This window comes from Streptomyces sp. NPDC006296, from assembly GCF_040613235.1.
Lineage (GTDB): Bacteria > Actinomycetota > Actinomycetes > Streptomycetales > Streptomycetaceae > Streptomyces.
This window is the reverse complement of sequence record NZ_JBEXRT010000005.1, coordinates 104,765-120,666: the sequence shown is the minus strand read 5'-3', so window position 1 is coordinate 120,666 and position 15,902 is coordinate 104,765. Positions and strand designations below refer to the sequence as shown.

Below are 15,902 nucleotides of genomic sequence, written 5' to 3'. Positions count from 1 at the left end.
CGGCGTCAGATGCGGTGCATCGCAAGGCGGAGGGACGTCCGCATACTGGATGTATTCGGGCGTTCCGACAACGCGGCGAGGTGCCGTAGCTGTCGTCGCGCGCCCGCCAGGGGTTACGGGACAGCCCTTAGGGTGTTGTACATGTTCCGACTTGAGACCGAAGTGGACAGGGAACGTCGGATCCTGCTGAGCCGTCAGCTGCACGACGCCAACTGGGACGGTTCACCGGAGCTGCGCGCCCTGCGCTCCACCTCCGCCGAGCACGAGGTCCCGCTGGACGTCTGGCTCCTGGACGACGCGGGCGCACTGGCCGGCGGGCTGAGCGGACGGACCTGGGCCTACTGGCTCCACGTGGACCTGCTCTGGGTCGACGGCCGCCACCGCGGGCTCGGCCTCGGCTCCCGGCTGCTCGCCGAGGCCGAGCGCCTCGCCCGGGACGACCGGGCCTGTACCCGCTCCCGGCTGGAGACCTGGGGGTTCCAGGCCCCGGACTTCTACCGGAAGCAGGGGTACGAGGTGGTGGGCGAGATCGAGGACTACCCGCCCGGCGTCGCGGAGTTCATCCTGGTCAAGCAGCTGGAGCGATCCGCCGGCCCCCGGCGGAGGGAACCGCGGGGAAGACTCCTGGGGCGGCGTGACCGGCCGCGGCGAAGGCCTCCGTGACGGCCTTGGCGACGGTGCCGGCCATGGCCTCCTCCACCAGCAGGACCGCCGAGCCGCCGAAGCCGCCCCCGGTCATCCTGGCCCCGAGCGCCCCGGCCGCGTTCGCCGCCGAGACCACCAGGTCCAGCTCCCGGCAGGAGACCCGCAGATCGTCGCGCAGCGAGACGTGGCCCGCGTTGAGCACCGGGCCCGCCGCGCGCACGTCGCCCGCGTCGAGCAGCGCGATGACCTGCTCCACCCGGTGGTTGTCGCTCACCACATGGCGGACGTACCGCACGACCGACTCGTCCTCCCCCGCCGCGGCGAGGGTCTCCAGCGCGGTGTCCAGGCCCTCGTACGGAACGTCGCGCAGCATCTCGACGCCCAGGGCGCGGGCCCCCGCCTCGCAGCCGGCGCGGCGCTCGGCGTACGCGCCGTCGCCGAGGGAGTGCTTGACGCGGGTGTCGACGACCAGCAGCCGCAGCCCGTGCGCGGCCAGGTCGAAGGGGACCTGGCGCTGGACGAGGTCGCGGGTGTCGAGGTACAGGGCGTGGCCCTCGGTGCAGCACGCCGAGGCCATCTGGTCCATGACGCCGCAGGGCACGCCGACGAACGCGTTCTCGGCGCGCTGGGCGAGCACGGCGATCTCCGGTGCGCTCAGGCCCAGTTCGAAGAGGTCGTTCAGGGCGAGTGCGGTGACGACCTCCAGGGCCGCCGACGAGGAGAGGCCGGCGCCGACGGGCACGGTGGAGGTGAGCTGGATGTCCGCGCCGGTCACCGGGTGGCCGGCCTCGCGGAGCGCCCAGACGACACCCGCCGGGTAGGCGGCCCAGCCGTGGCCGGAGTGCGGGACCAGCTCGTCCACGCGCAGCGAGACGACCCCGCCCGGCACGTCGGTGGAGTGCAGGCGCAGCTGTCCGTCCGTGCGGCGGGCGACGGCCGCGCGGGCGTGGTGCGGGAGGGCCAGCGGCATGACGAAGCCGCCGTTGAAGTCGGTGTACTCACCGATGAGGTTCACGCGTCCGGGGGCTGCCCAGATCCCCTCGGGGGCGGTCCCGTACAGCTCGGCGAAGGAGGCGGTCAGCTCGGCGTTGTCGGTCATGGTGCGGTGGGCTCCTCTCGGCGGGCGAAGGCCCACGCGTCGGCGACGATGGCGGCGAGGTCGGGGCGCGACGGCTTCCAGCCGAGCCGCTCCCTGGCGGTGGCCGCGGAGGCGACGAGGACGGCCGGGTCGCCGCCGCGCCGGGGTGCGGCGGCCTCGGGGACCGGGTGGCCGGTGACCCGGCGGACGGTCTCGACGACCTCGCGCACGGAGAAGCCGTTGCCGTTGCCGAGGTTGCAGATGAGGTGCTCACCGGCGGTGGCCGCGTCGAGGGCCAGCAGGTGGGCCTCGGCGAGGTCGGCGACGTGGATGTAGTCGCGTACGCAGGTGCCGTCCGGGGTCGGGTAGTCGTCGCCGTAGACGGAGATCGACGCGCGCTGTCCGAGGGCGACCTGGAGGACCAGCGGGATGAGGTGCGACTCGGGGCTGTGGCGTTCGCCGCAGCTGCCGTAGGCGCCGGCCACGTTGAAGTAGCGCAGCGAGACGGCGGCCAGTCCGTGGGCGGTGGCCTCGCCGCTGATCATGTGGTCGACGGCGAGCTTGGAGGCGCCGTAGGGGCTGGTGGGGGCGGTGGGGGCGGTCTCGGTGAGGGGGCTGGAGACCGGCTCGCCGTAGGTCGCGGCGGTGGAGGAGAACACCAGGGTCCGCACGCCGGCGTCGCGCATCGCGGCGAGCAGTGCGGTGGTGCCGCCGACGTTGTTCACCCAGTACTTCTCGGGGTCGGCGACGGACTCGCCGACCTGGGAGAACGCGGCGAAGTGCAGCACACCGTCGTAGGAGGGGTCCAGCCACTCGGCGGCGTCCTGGATCCGGCCCTCGATGAACTCGGCCCCCGCGGGGACGCCCTCGCGGAAGCCGGTCGACAGGTCGTCGAGGACGGTCACGGTGTGACCGGCCTCCAGCAGGTGCGTGGCGACGACGCTGCCGACGTATCCCGCACCCCCCGTCACCAGGTACTTCTTGGCGGTCTTGCTCACTCGCTCGCTACCTCTCGCAGTCGCTGGGCCGCGGCCTCCGGCGGCACGTCGTTGATGAAGACGCCCATGCCGGACTCGGAGCCCGCGAGGAACTTCAGCTTGCCGGTGGTCCGCCTGATGGTGAAGAGCTCCAGGTGGAGCCCGAACTCCTCACGGCCGGGGGCCCTGAAGGGAGCCTGGTGCCAGGCGGAGATGTACGGCGTCGGCGGCTCGCCGGGACCGAAGATCCGGTCGAACCGCCTCAAGAGTTCCAGATAGACCTGTGGAAACTCCGTGCGTGCGGCCGCGTCGAGCTCCCGGAGGTCGGGAACGCGGTTGCGCGGGTGGAGGTGGACCTCGTAGGGCCAGTGCGCGGCGTACGGCACGAAGGCGATCCAGTGCTCCGTCTCCAGGACCACGCGTTCGGCGTCGGCCCGTTCGCGGGCGACGACGTCGTCGAAGAGGTTGCGGCCGGTCGCGGCGCGGTGGGCGTCCATCGAGCGGAGCATCTGCTCGGTGCGGGGGGTGACGAAGGGGTAGCCGTAGATCTGCCCGTGCGGGTGGCCGAGGGTGACGCCGATCTCGGCCCCCCGGTTCTCGAAGCAGAACACCTGGGCGACCTGCGGGAGCTCCGCGAGGTCGGCGGTGCGGTCGGTCCAGGCCTCCAGGACCAGGGCCGCCTGGTCCTCGGTGAGGCCGGCGAAGGAGACGTCGTGGTCGGAGGTGAAGCAGACGACCTCGCACCTCCCGGAGTCACCGGCCAGGGAGGGGAAGCGGTTCTCGAAGACGGCGACGTCGTAGTCGGTGTCGGGGATCTCGCTGTGCCGGCCCTCCGCCGAGGGGCAGAGCGGGCACTCGTCGGCCGGCGGGTGGTAGGTGCGGCCCTGCCGGTGCGAGGCGATGGCCACCGAGTCGCCCAGCAGCGGGTCGCGGCGGATCTCCGAGGACGTCGAGACGGCGTCGAGGGGCCGCGGGTCGACGGCGTCGCGGACGGTGTCGTCCGCGGAGTCGTAGTAGATCAGCTCGCGGCCGTCGGCGAGGGTCGTGACCGTCTTCTTCACCAGGCTCCTCCATGTCAAGCCCTCTAAACATAACCGCACATAACAAATCACAAATCAACAGGTGCGTCAATGCCGCCGAGTCCTGTGATCAACCCGGACTTACAGCAGCTCAGACCGGGACATTCCACCCCTCACGATCACGATCAAACAAAGAACGTCATCCGAACTGTTCAGTTTCTGAACACAAAGGCGTAGGTTCCCTCGGGTTCAGTTCGCGCAACGAAGCGAGTACCCCCCATGCAATATCTGGCCGAAGGGCTCCGGCTCCCCACGAACGGGCTCGATTACACAATCCTGGCGATCTACTTCGTCGTGGTGCTCGGCATCGGCTTCGCCGCCCGGGCCAGTGTGAGGACGAGTCTCGACTTCTTCCTGTCCGGCCGGTCGCTGCCCGCCTGGGTGACCGGTCTGGCCTTCGTCGCGGCGAATCTCGGGGCCACCGAGATCCTCGGCATGGCGGCCACCGGCGCGCAGTACGGCGTCGCGGTCGTGCACTGGTACTGGATCGGCGCCATCCCCGCCATGGTCTTCCTCGGCCTGGTGATGATGCCCTTCTACTACCGGTCGAAGGTCCGCTCCGTGCCGGAGTTCCTGCTCCAGCGCTTCGACAGGTCCGCGCACCTGCTGAGCTCCGTGCTCTTCGCCTTCGCGGCGATCCTGATCGCGGGGGTGAACCTCTACGCCCTCTCGATCGTCGTGGAGGCGCTGCTGGGCTGGGAACGCTGGGTCGCGATCGTCGTCGCCGGCGTGTTCGTCCTGCTCTACATCACCATCGGCGGCCTCTCCTCCGCGATCTACAACGAGGTGCTGCAGTTCTTCGTCATCCTCGCCGCGCTCATCCCCCTCACCATCCTGGGCCTGAAGCGCGTCGGCGGCTGGGACGGCCTCAGCGGATCGCTGGAGAAGCAGCACGGGGCGGACTTCATGTCCGCCTGGGGAGGCACCGGCATCGGTGACGCCAACCCGCTCGGCGCCAACTGGCTGACGATCATCCTCGGCCTCGGCTTCGTCCTCTCCTTCGGCTACTGGACCACCAACTTCGCCGAGGTGCAGCGCGCCCTGTCCGCGAAGAACCTCTCGGCCGCCCAGCGCACCCCGCTGATCGCCGCCTTCCCGAAGATCTTCATCGTCTTCGTGGTCATGATCCCGGGCCTGGTCGCCGCCGTCGTCGTCCCGAACATCGGGGCGGCCTCCTCGGACCTCACCTACAACGACGCCATCCCGGTGCTGATGCGGGAGCTGCTCCCCAACGGGGTGCTCGGTATCGCGGTGACCGGTCTGCTGGCCGCGTTCATGGCCGGTATGGCGGCCAACGTGTCGTCGTTCAACACGGTGTTCACCACGGACATCTGGCAGCGGTACGTGAAGAAGGACCAGTCGGACGAGTACTACCTGCGCTTCGGCCGGGTGATCACCGCGGTCGGCGTGCTGGCCTCCATCGGCACCGCGTTCATCGCCGCCAGCTTCTCCAACATCATGACGTACCTGCAGACGCTGTTCTCGTTCTTCAACGTCCCGATGTTCGTCGTCTTCATCATCGGCATGTTCTGGAAGCGCGCCTCGATGAAGTCCGGTGTCTGGGGCCTCGTCGCCGGCACCACCGCCGCGATGGTGAACTACTTCGTCTTCTACGAGCAGGGCATCATCGACATACCGTCCGACCAGGGCGCCAACTTCGTCTCCGCCATCGTCGGATTCGTGGCCGGCGCGGTCGTCATGGTCGTCGTCACCCTCTTCACCGCCCCCAAGCCGGAGGCCGAACTGGCCGGTCTGGTCTACGGGACGGAGTCCCCGGACGCCGACGAGGCACCGGACGAGGGCGACAGCGCCTGGTACCGCAAGCCCGCCCTGCTCGGCTGGGGCGCCATGGTCCTCGCCGCGCTCTGCTACCTGCCCTACTCGCTCTGATCGGAGGCACTCACCATGTCCGACCTGCACAAGGAAGTCTCCGCACTGGAGCGCTCGTCCGCGACCGCGGCCCGGCTCTTCGACATCCGGCGGATCATCGGCGGCCTCTTCGTGGTCTACGGAGTGATCGTCACCATCGCCGGGATCAACCCGTCCGAAGCCGACCTGAAGAAGGCCGAGGGCGTCCACATCAACCTGTGGACCGGCCTGGCCATGCTGGCGCTCGGCCTCTTCTTCCTGATCTGGATGAAGCTGCGCCCGGTCCAGGTGCCGGCCGAGGACCCCGGCACACCGGAGAACTGACCGGCGGCACCCGCGGGGGCCGGACGATCACGCTTTCACGCGGGACCGTCCGGCCCCCGCGGCGTTCCCGCGGCCCGGTCGAGCAGGCCCGTACGGGCGGCGAGTGCGGCGGCCTCCAGGCGCGAGCCGACCCCCAGCTTCATCAGCACCCGCTGCACATGGGTGCGCGCGGTGCTCGGAGCGATGCCCATACCGGCCGCGATCAGCCGGGTGTCCTCCCCCTCGGCGACCCTGACCAGCACCTCGATCTCACGCGGGGTCAGCATCCGCAGCAGCCGCTGCCCCTCGTCGTCCGGCTGGACCGCCGGGTGCAGCAGCTCGGCGAACGCGCCGCGCAACAGCTGCGGGGCCACCGCGACCTCTCCCGCGCGGGCCTTGACCATGGCGCGTTCCACACCCTCTATGCGCTCGTCGTGGCGCACGTAGCCGGCCGCTCCCGCGGCGAAGGCGGCGGCGATGCCGCGCGGGCTGGGCACCGGCCCGAGCACCACCACGGCGACCTGGGGACGCTCCCGCCCGATCCGCAGGATCGGGTCGAACGCCCCGGGTTCGGCGGGGCCGGACGTGCCGAACAGGCAGACCTCCGGCGCCCTGCTGACGACGAGTTCCGCGGCCCCGGACGTCGGCGCGGCCGCCGCGAGCACGCGGTGTCCGCGCAGTTTCAGTGCCGAGGCGAGTGCCTCGGCGAGCAGACGGTGGTCGTCGACCACCATGAGCCGCACGCCCATCGGTAAAGCCCCCATGTGTGCAGCGCTGTACCGCTGCGTAACCCCGAACAGGCCCCCCGGCCCCTCTGACCCGGCAAGCTACACGCTTGTTCGACGCCGTGCGCCCGGTACCGGGCAGAAGCCCCCCGGAATGCCGAATTCTGACTCGGTCCCGGCCGGACGGCCGTCGGAAAACGACCGGCCCTGCCGGTCGGTGATCGACCGGCAGGGCCGTCGGGGTGGCCCGGGCGGGCCGGGCGGATCAGCCGGTGCGGAAGGAGACGACGAGGAACTCCTTGCTGCTCATCGAGCTGGGCTTGCTGACCATCTTCTCGGAGATGAACAGCCGTCCCTTCTCGTAGAGGAACTCGGCGTAGTTGGCGGAGAAGCTGGTCTCCGCGTCGCGCACCGCCTTGTCGTCCGGGTTCACCATCAGCACGGTCTGCTTGAAGGTGGAGCCGTCGATGGAGACGATCTGGCCGCCCTTGTCGTACGGGGGCCGCTTGTACGCGATGACGTTGGAGCCGTCCATGCGCAGCGGCATCAGCGTGTAGCGGTCGCCCGCGTCGGCCTTGCCGCCGACGAGCTTGCCGGTGGTGAGGTCGAAGGCGACGATCTCGTTGGTGTCGCCGTACTCGCCGCCGCCCTCGTGCTCCTCGGTCGGCACGTAGAGCCGGTTGTTGCCGACGGCCAGCGAGCTGCACTGCTCGACCTCGGTCGAGCCGCAGTTGGCGGCGTACTTGTCCGCGTCGGCGGAGATCCGGACGATGAGCTTGCCGGTGGCCGCGTCGATGGAGAAGAAGTCGGAGATGCTGCTGCCGTCCCCGGCGGTCTCGCCGACATCGGCCGCGACGACGAGCGGCTTGGTGGAGACGATGCTCGCGTAGTCGACACCGGCCGGCATGTCGTACGAGGAGAGCGGTGCGCCGGTGGCCGGGTCCAGCGCCTGGATGCTCAGCTGCGGGGAGTCGTAGCTGCCGCACTTGCGGACCACGGCGAGGGCCTCGCCACCGCCGTAGCCCATGTCGTAGCAGTTGTTGGTGTCGGCCTTGGGCTTCCAGAGCTCGGCGCCGTCGGCCAGGGCGAACGCGGCACCGCCGCTGGTCCCGCCGGCCGCGACGGTCGAACCGCTGAGCGTGACCTCGTTGAACCGGACCGGCCTGTCACCGCCGGAGTCGGAGGTGACGGACTTGCTCCACATGAGCTTCCCGGTGGCCAGGTCGAGCGCGCCGACCTGGGTGCAGGACGGGTACTTGTCCGCGGCGCTCGGCTTGCCCTCCTGGAAGGCGACCGCCGTCTTGTAGTCCTTGCTCATGTGCCGGGACGCGGCGCAGACCTGGCCCTTCAGCGGGATCGACCAGATCTTGGTGCCCTTGGTGAGGTCGTAGCCCACGATCTCGTAGACGCCGGTCTTCACGTACACCTTGTCGGTGACCCAGGAGCCGTCGACGACCGTGGTGTCGTCGACCTTGGGGTGGGGCAGCTGGAAGCCGACCTCGGCCTTGGTGTCGGAGGGCGCCTTCTCGGTGCCGCCGGCCAGGCCGTCTCCCTCGCCGCCCTTGCCCTCGCCGCCGTTCGTCCCGGCCGAGGCCGCCTCGTCCTGCGTGCCGCCCTCGTCACCGCCGCTGGAGGCGTAGAGGAAGCCGCCGCCGACGATCAGCACCACGGCGACGACCGCGGCGACGATGATCTGCATCTGGGTGGTGAACTTCTTGCCGCCGCCGGACTGGGGCGCGGCGTACTGCGGGTGCATCGGTGCGGTCGGGTAGCCGTACCCCTGCTGCGGGTGCATGCCCGGCTGACCGGGCGGCGGCCCCTGCGGGAAGCCGTAACCCGGCTGGGTGGGCGGCTGACCGGGGGGCGGGGCCTGCGGGAAGCCGTAACCCGGCTGGGTCGGCGGCTGACCGGGCGGCGGGGCCTGCGGATAGCCGTAGCCGGGCTGGGCGGGCGGCTGCGGCGCCCCGTAGCCGCCGGCCGGCGGGGTGGGCGGAGAGCCGTAGCCGCCGGCGGGCGGGGTGGGCGGATCGGCCGGGGGCTGCTTGGCCAGCGGGTCGGCGGGCGGCGGGGTGGGCGCGCCGAATCCGCCGGGCGGCGGGTCCTGCGGGGCTCCGAACCCGCCCTGCGGCGGTTCGTTGGGCGGCTGGGGCGGCTGGGTCATGGCGTACGTACCTCTGCGGAGTCGGAGAAGGAAGGGCTGCGGTTGCCGTGGTCGGCCGTCACTTGCCGAAGGCCATCATGGTCGTCTGCTCCTTCTCCTCCTCGTCGTTGCTCGCGCTGACGCGATCGCTGACGATGAAGGAACGGCCGCCCGCGTAGAGGACCTTCGACGAGAAGAAGTTCTCGATCCGGGTCGTCGAGTCCGGGTGCTGCAGCAGGACCCGGGGCGCTCCTCCGGTGGGTGCGATCGTCGCGATCGCCCCGCCCTTGTCGTACGAGGGCTCCAGGTAGACGAGGACGTTGCCGCCCTCCATGCGCAGCGGCTTCATGGTGCGCTCGGCGGGGGCGGCGGACTTCCACTTGGTCTTGCCGGTGTTGAGGTCGAACGCGAGGACCTTGTTGGTGCGGCCGCTGCCGCTGGTGTCGTCCTCGGTCATCATGTAGAAGGTGTTGGCGTCCGCCGCGACCCCGCTGCACCCTTCGAGCTTCTGCCCGAAGACGGAGAAGTCGCTGCCGCAGTCGACGGACGGCTTGTCGCCCTTGTCACTGATCAGCTGGGACCTGAGCTGCCCGTTCTCCTTGAGCGCGAGGATGCCCCACTTCTTCTCCTCCCGCTGGTGGAGCGAGACGACGAGGGGGCTCACCGAGTAGACCTTGTCGATCTCCCAGCCGCGCTTGGGCCGGTAGGTCCACTTGGCCTTCCCGGTGGCCGGGTCGATCTCCTGGATCTGGTGCTGGGGGTTGTCCGCGTCGTCGGTGCGGCAGGCGGCCGCGGCGACGAGCTTGGGACCGCCGGCGAAGGCGAACGGCTGGCAGTCGCCGGACGGCTTGCCGAACAGTTCCTTCCCGTCGCTGACCCGGTAGGCGTTGGAGTTGCCCGTGCGGCCGACGGTCACGGTGTCACCGCTGATCGCCAGACCGATGTCGGACATCATGTCCCAGGTGCCGTTCTTCTTGATCGACTTCTTCCAGCCGGCCTTGCCGGTGTTGAGGTCGATCATCTGCAGGTCGGCGCAGTCGGCCCGGTCCGTGGTGCCGTTCTTCACGCCGATGACGATCTTGCCGTCGGCCGTGGGGCTGCCCGGTGCCGCGCACATGTCGGCGGGCAGCGGGAGGCTCCACTTCTGCTTGCCGTCGGCCACCGAGTAGCCGTTGACCGAGCGGTACATGCCCTTGACGAGGGTGTCGCCGACGATCCACGGGCCGTAGACGTTCCTGCCGTTGCGGGGCAGGTCGACGTCGTTCTTCGCCAGCCAGAGGACCTTGGCCTCGCCGTCCTTGCGTCCGGCGTTGAGGTCGTCGTCGGTCTCCCGGCCGCCGCCCTTGCCGTCGCCCTGGTCGACGGTGGGCGAGGAGCTCGGCCCGGTGGTGTCGTCGCTGGACTTGGAGACGGGCTTCTTCTCGTCGCCGTCACCGCCGCTCGTGGCGAGGAAGACGCCTCCGCCGATCACGAGGAGCGCGGCGAGCGCCGCACCGACGATGACGGCGGGCTTGCCCTTGAAGGGGCCGCCGCCGGAGCCGCCGGGCGCGGGAGCTCCGGGGTACTGCTGCTGCGGGTAGCCGTACCCGGGCTGCTGGCCGTACGGGCCCGGCTGCTGGCCGTAGGGCCCGGGCTGCTGCGCGTAGGGACCGGACGGGGCGCCGTACGGCCCGGGCTGCTGGGCGTACGGGCCGGGGGCCTGCTGACCGGGAGCCTGCGGGTAGCCGTAACCGGGCTGCGCCCCGGGCGCCTGCGGGTAGCCGTAGCCCGGCTGCGCCGGAGGCTGCTGCGGCGGCCCCGCGGGCGGTGCCTGCGGAGGGGCGGGCGGCATCTGCGGCGGAGTCGGCGGCGACGGGGGCTGCCGGGGCGTGCCCTCCGGCTCCTGCGGAGCCCCGGATCCCCCCTGCGGCGGTTGCTGGCTGGGCGGCTGGGTCATCAGCACGTCCCCCTTCGTGCGGTCCGGTGCCCGGTCCGGTCTCCCCCGCGATTCCGCTGGGTTCAGAGGATCGAATACGAGAAATCTCTGAATTCCCCCCGGAAAGGAGCGAATCGGGCATGGCTTCCGCAGTGTCACGTCAGTCGAGCGGGGCTTCTTTGTACCACCCGAAGCACGCCCGGCAGCGGTTCGGTCCACGCCCTGTTCCCAAGGGAGAACCGGGCCGTGATGCCCTCGTTACGCGCCTGTCGTGGCCATGCCTGACACGTGTGACCGACGCTCCGTCAACTGCGCCCGTACGACGTCGATTTCACCGGACCCGCAGTGTGGGCCCCGTCCGCCGCGGGCCGGCACCCCGGTGACCGCCCGCTGCACCCCGCGGACCCCCATCGGCACGACCGCCGGGGCGGCCACGACCACCGGGCGACGGTCCGGCGACGGGACCCCCGGCAAGGGGTCCCCGGCGGCCCGGCGACGCAGAGTCACGCCGGCCCGGGTGGACCGGCTCACCGCCGGCCGCGCCCGGCAGCGGCCTCCGGGCCGGACCGGCGGTCAGGCGTCCTCGGCCAGCTCCAGCCAGCGCATCTCCAGCACGTCGCGCTCCGCGACCAGTTCACGCAGCTCGGCGTCGAGCTTGGCGACCTTCTCGAAGTCGGTGGCGTGGTCGGCGATCTGCGCGTGCAGCGAGGTCTCCTTCGTCGACATCTTCTCCAGCTGCCGCTCGACCTTCTGCAGTTCCTTCTTCGCGGCGCGCGCCGCCTGCGGCGACACGGTCTCGGCCGGCGCCGTCCCGGCCGACGGGGATCCGGCGAAGGACGCGGGCGTCGCCGTCTGCTCCATCCGCTGCCTGCGCTCGATGTACTCGTCGATGCCGCGCGGCAGCATCCGCAGCGCGCGGTCGCCGAGGAGCGCCATCACCTTGTCCGTGGTGCGCTCGATGAAGAACCGGTCGTGGGAGATCACGATCATCGACCCGGGCCAGCCGTCGAGGAGGTCCTCCAGCTGGGTCAGCGTCTCGATGTCCAGGTCGTTGGTGGGCTCGTCGAGGAAGAGGACGTTGGGCTCGTCCATCAGCAGGCGCAGGATCTGCAGACGCCGGCGCTCCCCTCCGGACAGGTCACCGACCGGGGTCCACTGCTTCTCCTTGGCGAAGCCGAACTGCTCGCAGAGCTGCCCGGCCGTCATCTCGCGGCCCTTGCCGAGGTCGACGCGGTCGCGCACCTGCTGGACGGCTTCGAGCACCCGGAGGTTCGGGTTCAGCTCGGCGACCTCCTGCGAGAGGTACGCGAGCCTGACGGTCTTGCCGACGACGATCCTCCCGTCGGCGGGCTGCACGTCGCCCTGGCTGCGGGACGCCTCGGCGAGCGCGCGCAGCAGCGAGGTCTTGCCGGCGCCGTTGACACCGACCAGGCCGATGCGGTCACCGGGGCCGAGCTGCCAGGTGAGGTGGGTGAGCAGGGTCTTGGGACCGGCCTGGACGGTCACGTCCTCCAGGTCGAAGACGGTCTTGCCGAGACGGGCGTTGGCGAACTTCATCAGCTCGCTCGTGTCGCGCGGGGGCGGCACGTCGGCGATCAGTTCGTTGGCCGCCTCGATGCGGTAGCGCGGCTTGGACGTGCGCGCGGGGGCGCCGCGCCGCAGCCAGGCCAGCTCCTTGCGCATGAGGTTCTGCCGCTTGGACTCCTCGGTCGCGGCGATCCGCTCCCGCTCGGCCCGGGCGAACACGTAGTCGCTGTAGCCGCCCTCGTACTCGTGGACCGTGCCGCGCTGGACGTCCCACATGCGGGTGCAGACCTGGTCGAGGAACCACCGGTCGTGGGTGACGCAGACGAGTGCGGAGCGCCGGGTCCGCAGGTGTCCGGCGAGCCAGGAGATCCCCTCGACGTCGAGGTGGTTGGTGGGCTCGTCGAGCACGATCAGGTCCTGCTCGGCGATCAGCAGCTTCGCCAGGGCGATCCGGCGCCGCTCACCGCCGGAGAGCGGGGCGATGACGGTGTCCAGGCCGTGCTCGAAACCGGGGAGCGCGAGGCCGCCGAAGAGGCCGTTCAGCACGTCGCGGATCTTGGCGCTGCCCGCCCACTCGTGGTCCGCGAGGTCGCCGATCACCTCGTGCCGGATGGTGGCCCCGGGGTCCAGCGAGTCGTGCTGGGTGAGGACGCCGAGCCGCAGTCCGCCGTTGTGGGTGACCCGGCCGGTGTCCGCCTCCTCCAGCTTGGCGAGCATCCGGATGAGCGTCGTCTTGCCGTCGCCGTTCCGGCCGACGACGCCGATCCGGTCGCCCTCGGACACCCCGAGGGATACACCGTCGAGCAGGGCACGGGTGCCGTACACCTTGCTGACCTGCTCGACATTGACCAGATTGACGGCCATTTCACTCCTGCCTCGGGGATCCCTGGGTCGAGGACCGCTCGACGTCCCAGCGTAGTCGCCGCGCGGGGTGCGATAGCGTGCGGCGATCGATCATGGGGAGTAACCCCAGGTCGGAGCGGTTCTGATCATCTCAGGGGTGGGGACTTCGTGAGGCGCGAGACAGTACGGGCACTGATTCCGGCGGCTGCGGCGGTCCTGGCGCTCGCCGGCTGCACGCCGTCCGGCGGCGGCACGGACACGGGCACCGGGGCGGATACCGGCGCGGGCACCGGCAAGAACGGCGACGACGCCCCGGCGGCCACCGCGGCGAAGGGCGTCGCCCTCGGCGGGCAGGGCTCGGCCTGCGCACTGCCGGTGACGTTCGAGCTGGCGGCGGGCTGGAAGCCTGCCGCCGTCGCGGTGGAGGCCGGCTCGGAGCTGGCCGCACTGGGCGAGCAGGGCCCGGTCACGCTGGTCTGCGAGGCGGACGCGAAACCGGCCGGGAACATCGGCTACCTGCGGGTGTGGCGGGGCGAGCCGTTGGCCGGCGAACCGCGTGCCGTGCTGGAGTCCTTCGTGGCGGCCGACCCGAACACGAGCCGCGCGGCGTACTCCGAGGTGCGGGCGGGCACGCTGACCGCCGTCGAGGTCCGCTACACCGTGAGCGGGGAGCTGCCGGACGAGCCGAAGCCCGAACGCGCCTTCGCCGTCGCGACGCCCGACGGGCCGGTCGTGGTGCACCTGGGCGGGCTGGACGCGCAGGAGCACGAGGAGATGCTCCCGGCGTACACACGGGCCAGGAGCACCCTGGCGCTGAGCTGAGGGACACGGAGACGGCCCCGCCCCCGCCGTGTGACCGGTGCGGGTCCGGGTCCTGGTCCTGGCCCTGGTCCTGGTCCTGGTCCTGGTCCTGGTCGCACCGCACCGCACCGGCGGAGAGCGGCGGCCGGGTGCCGAGGACCGGCCGCCGGGCGGTGCGGCGCGGGCGGGGCGGTCAGCGGACGGTGGCCCCCGGGGCGGGCGACACCGCGACCCGCGCGCTGCGGCAGGTGCCCGAGGCCAGCAGGGCGTCGGCGACCTTCCGCGCCGACTCCTCGTCGGCGGTGAGGAACGCCGTGGTCGGCCCGGACCCCGAGACGAGCGCCGCCAGGGCGCCCGCGGCGGTGCCCGCCGCGAGCGTGTCGGCCAGCGAGGGACGCAGGGAGAGGGCGGCGGCCTGGAGGTCGTTGCCGAGGGCGTCCGCGAGTGCGGTGGTGTCGCCCTTGCGCAGCGCGGTCAGCAGCGCGGACGAGGCGGCCGGCTCGGGGACGTCGGTACCGGCGGTGAGGCGGTCGAACTCGCCGTACACGGCCGGGGTGGAGAGCCCGCCGTCGGCGACGGCGAAGACCCAGTGGAAGGTGCCGCCGACCTCGACGGGAGTCAGCCGCTCGCCCCGGCCGACGCCGAGCGCCGCCCCGCCGACCAGGCTGAACGGCACGTCGCTGCCCAGCTCGGCGCAGATCTCCAGGAGTTCCTCCCGGCTCGCCCCGGTGGCCCACAGGGTGTCGCAGGCCAGCAGGGCGGCGGCGCCGTCGGCGCTGCCCCCGGCCATGCCGCCGGCCACCGGGATGTCCTTGGCGATGTGGAGGTGCACGTCGGGGGCGATGCCGTGCCGGGCGGCCAGGGCGACCGCGGCGCGGGCCGCCAGGTTCGTGGCGTCCAGCGGCACCTGGGCGGCGTCCGGGCCGGAGCAGGTGATCCGCAGGGTGTCGGCCGGGGTGACGGTGACCTCGTCGTACAGGCCGACGGCGAGGAAGACGTTGGCCAGGTCGTGGAAGCCGTCCGGGCGGGGGGCGCCCACCGCGAGCTGCACGTTGACCTTGGCGGGGACGCGGACGGTGACGCTGCGGGTCATGCGGTGGGCTCCGGCTTGTTCTCGGCGATGGCGGCGAACTCCTCGACGGTCAGCGCCTCACCGCGCGCCTGCGGCGAGACGCCCGCGGCGGTGAGGGCGGCCTCGGCGGCCGGGGCGGAGCCCGCCCAGCCCGACAGGGCCGCGCGCAGCGTCTTGCGGCGCTGGGCGAACGCGGCGTCCACGACGGCGAAGACCTCGGTCCTGCTCGCGGTCGTGCGGACCGGTTCCGCGCGCCGGACCAGGGACACCAGCCCCGAGTCGACGTTGGGCGCGGGCCAGAACACCGTGCGGCCGATCGACCCGGCGCGCTTGACGTCGGCGTACCAGTTGGCCTTGACCGACGGGACGCCGTAGACCTTGTTGCCGGGGCGGGCGGCCAGCCGGTCGGCGACCTCGGCCTGCACCATGACGAGCGTCCGCTCGATGGTGGGGAACCGTTCCAGCATCGTGAGCAGGACCGGCACGGCGACGTTGTACGGCAGGTTGGCCACGAGTGCGGTCGGCGCCGGGCCCGGCAGCTCGGTGACGAGCATCGCGTCCGAGTGGACCAGGGCGAAGCGGTCGGCGCGTCCCGGCAGCCGGGCGGCGACCGTGGCCGGCAGCGCGCCGGCGAGCACCTCGTCGATCTCCACGGCGACGACCCGGTCCGCGGCCTCCAGCAGGGCCAGGGTCAGCGAGCCCAGGCCGGGGCCGACCTCGACCACCACGTCGTCCGGCCGCACCTCGGCGGTCCGTACGATCCTGCGGACCGTGTTGGCGTCGATGACGAAGTTCTGGCCGCGCTGCTTGGTGGGGCGTACGCCCAGCGCTGCGGCCAGCTCGCGGATGTCTGCGGGGCCCAGGAGGGCGTCGGGCTCAGTGGTGCTCACCCGTCAAGCCTACGGGGGCCCGGAGGCCGGGAGGTCCG

The 15,902-nt window shown here is 71.7% G+C and carries 12 protein-coding genes and 1 pseudogene; 4 read left to right on the top strand and 9 right to left on the bottom strand.

What is annotated here, in order from left to right; translation table 11 throughout:
- Positions 1-141 precede the first annotated feature (141 nt).
- Positions 142-579 (top strand): annotated as a pseudogene (locus ABZ172_RS05495) (GNAT family N-acetyltransferase); the annotation flags it as partial.
- On the opposite strand, the gene galK reads toward ABZ172_RS05495, so the two are convergent.
- The 3 genes from galK to galT are packed head-to-tail and all read right to left on the bottom strand — an operon-like array spanning position 569 to position 3,761.
- Positions 569-1,744: a galactokinase gene (gene galK / locus ABZ172_RS05490; protein WP_356880481.1), complete on the bottom strand. Its 1,176-nt coding sequence runs from the start codon at positions 1,742-1,744 to the stop codon at positions 569-571. The pseudogene ABZ172_RS05495 and the gene galK overlap by 11 nt on opposite strands.
- Positions 1,741-2,721 (bottom strand): UDP-glucose 4-epimerase GalE, encoded by a 981-nt coding sequence (gene galE / locus ABZ172_RS05485; RefSeq protein WP_356880479.1) that lies wholly within the window; start codon positions 2,719-2,721, stop codon positions 1,741-1,743. The genes galK and galE overlap by 4 nt, the downstream gene beginning before the upstream one ends.
- Positions 2,718-3,761: a galactose-1-phosphate uridylyltransferase gene (gene galT / locus ABZ172_RS05480; protein WP_356880632.1), complete on the bottom strand. Its 1,044-nt coding sequence runs from the start codon at positions 3,759-3,761 to the stop codon at positions 2,718-2,720. Before galT ends, galE begins: the two co-directional genes overlap by 4 nt.
- 237 nt (positions 3,762-3,998) lie before the next feature.
- Between galT and ABZ172_RS05475 the strand changes: the two genes are divergently transcribed.
- A complete protein-coding gene (locus ABZ172_RS05475; protein WP_356880477.1) occupies positions 3,999-5,669 on the top strand; it encodes a sodium:solute symporter family protein in 1,671 nt (556 codons plus the stop codon).
- A 15-nt stretch (positions 5,670-5,684) separates the two neighbouring features.
- The gene (locus tag ABZ172_RS05470; RefSeq protein ID WP_356880475.1) at positions 5,685-5,972 is read left to right on the top strand and encodes a hypothetical protein; all 288 of its coding nucleotides are present in this window, start codon (positions 5,685-5,687) and stop codon (positions 5,970-5,972) included.
- A gap of 35 nt (positions 5,973-6,007) precedes the next feature.
- Here the strand turns inward: ABZ172_RS05470 and ABZ172_RS05465 are convergent, their stop codons facing one another.
- The 4 genes from ABZ172_RS05465 to ABZ172_RS05450 form a co-directional block, all read right to left on the bottom strand.
- Positions 6,008-6,700 (bottom strand): LuxR C-terminal-related transcriptional regulator, encoded by a 693-nt coding sequence (locus ABZ172_RS05465; protein WP_356880630.1) that lies wholly within the window; start codon positions 6,698-6,700, stop codon positions 6,008-6,010.
- 241 nt (positions 6,701-6,941) lie between these two features.
- Complete coding sequence (locus tag ABZ172_RS05460) at positions 6,942-8,837, bottom strand: PQQ-binding-like beta-propeller repeat protein (RefSeq protein WP_356880473.1); 1,896 nt, start codon at positions 8,835-8,837, stop codon at positions 6,942-6,944.
- A gap of 58 nt (positions 8,838-8,895) precedes the next feature.
- Positions 8,896-10,752, bottom strand: a complete 1,857-nt coding sequence (locus tag ABZ172_RS05455) for a PQQ-binding-like beta-propeller repeat protein (RefSeq protein WP_356880471.1) — start codon at positions 10,750-10,752, stop codon at positions 8,896-8,898.
- A gap of 552 nt (positions 10,753-11,304) precedes the next feature.
- Positions 11,305-13,122, bottom strand: coding sequence for an ABC-F family ATP-binding cassette domain-containing protein (locus ABZ172_RS05450; RefSeq protein WP_356880469.1), 1,818 nt, complete (start codon positions 13,120-13,122; stop codon positions 11,305-11,307).
- Positions 13,123-13,269: 147 nt separating this feature from the next.
- Here ABZ172_RS05450 and ABZ172_RS05445 point away from each other — a divergent pair, with 147 nt between their 5' ends.
- Positions 13,270-13,923, top strand: a complete 654-nt coding sequence (locus ABZ172_RS05445) for a lipoprotein (RefSeq protein WP_356880467.1) — start codon at positions 13,270-13,272, stop codon at positions 13,921-13,923.
- Between the two features lie 172 nt (positions 13,924-14,095).
- Here ABZ172_RS05445 and ABZ172_RS05440 read toward each other — a convergent pair whose 3' ends face one another.
- Both ABZ172_RS05440 and rsmA read right to left on the bottom strand, forming a co-directional pair.
- Positions 14,096-14,995 carry a 4-(cytidine 5'-diphospho)-2-C-methyl-D-erythritol kinase gene (locus tag ABZ172_RS05440; protein WP_356880465.1) on the bottom strand — a complete coding sequence of 300 codons (900 nt, stop codon included), beginning with the start codon at positions 14,993-14,995 and terminating at the stop codon, positions 14,096-14,098.
- Positions 14,992-15,864: a 16S rRNA (adenine(1518)-N(6)/adenine(1519)-N(6))-dimethyltransferase RsmA gene (rsmA, locus tag ABZ172_RS05435; protein WP_356880463.1), complete on the bottom strand. Its 873-nt coding sequence runs from the start codon at positions 15,862-15,864 to the stop codon at positions 14,992-14,994. Before rsmA ends, ABZ172_RS05440 begins: the two co-directional genes overlap by 4 nt.
- Positions 15,865-15,902: the final 38 nt, after the last annotated feature.

What these genes read in the sequence shown, in the direction of transcription:
- galK (WP_356880481.1), bottom strand. Translation starts at nt 1,744, where the DNA reads ATGACCGACAACGCCGAGCTGACCGCCTCCTTCGCCGAGCTGTACGGG.
- ABZ172_RS05455 (WP_356880471.1), bottom strand. Translation starts at nt 10,752, where the DNA reads ATGACCCAGCCGCCCAGCCAGCAACCGCCGCAGGGGGGATCCGGGGCT.
- ABZ172_RS05440 (WP_356880465.1), bottom strand. Translation starts at nt 14,995, where the DNA reads ATGACCCGCAGCGTCACCGTCCGCGTCCCCGCCAAGGTCAACGTGCAG.
- ABZ172_RS05450 (WP_356880469.1), bottom strand. Translation starts at nt 13,122, where the DNA reads ATGGCCGTCAATCTGGTCAATGTCGAGCAGGTCAGCAAGGTGTACGGC.
- ABZ172_RS05475 (WP_356880477.1), top strand. Translation starts at nt 3,999, where the DNA reads ATGCAATATCTGGCCGAAGGGCTCCGGCTCCCCACGAACGGGCTCGAT.
- ABZ172_RS05470 (WP_356880475.1), top strand. Translation starts at nt 5,685, where the DNA reads ATGTCCGACCTGCACAAGGAAGTCTCCGCACTGGAGCGCTCGTCCGCG.
- ABZ172_RS05465 (WP_356880630.1), bottom strand. Translation starts at nt 6,700, where the DNA reads ATGGGCGTGCGGCTCATGGTGGTCGACGACCACCGTCTGCTCGCCGAG.
- ABZ172_RS05460 (WP_356880473.1), bottom strand. Translation starts at nt 8,837, where the DNA reads ATGACCCAGCCGCCCCAGCCGCCCAACGAACCGCCGCAGGGCGGGTTC.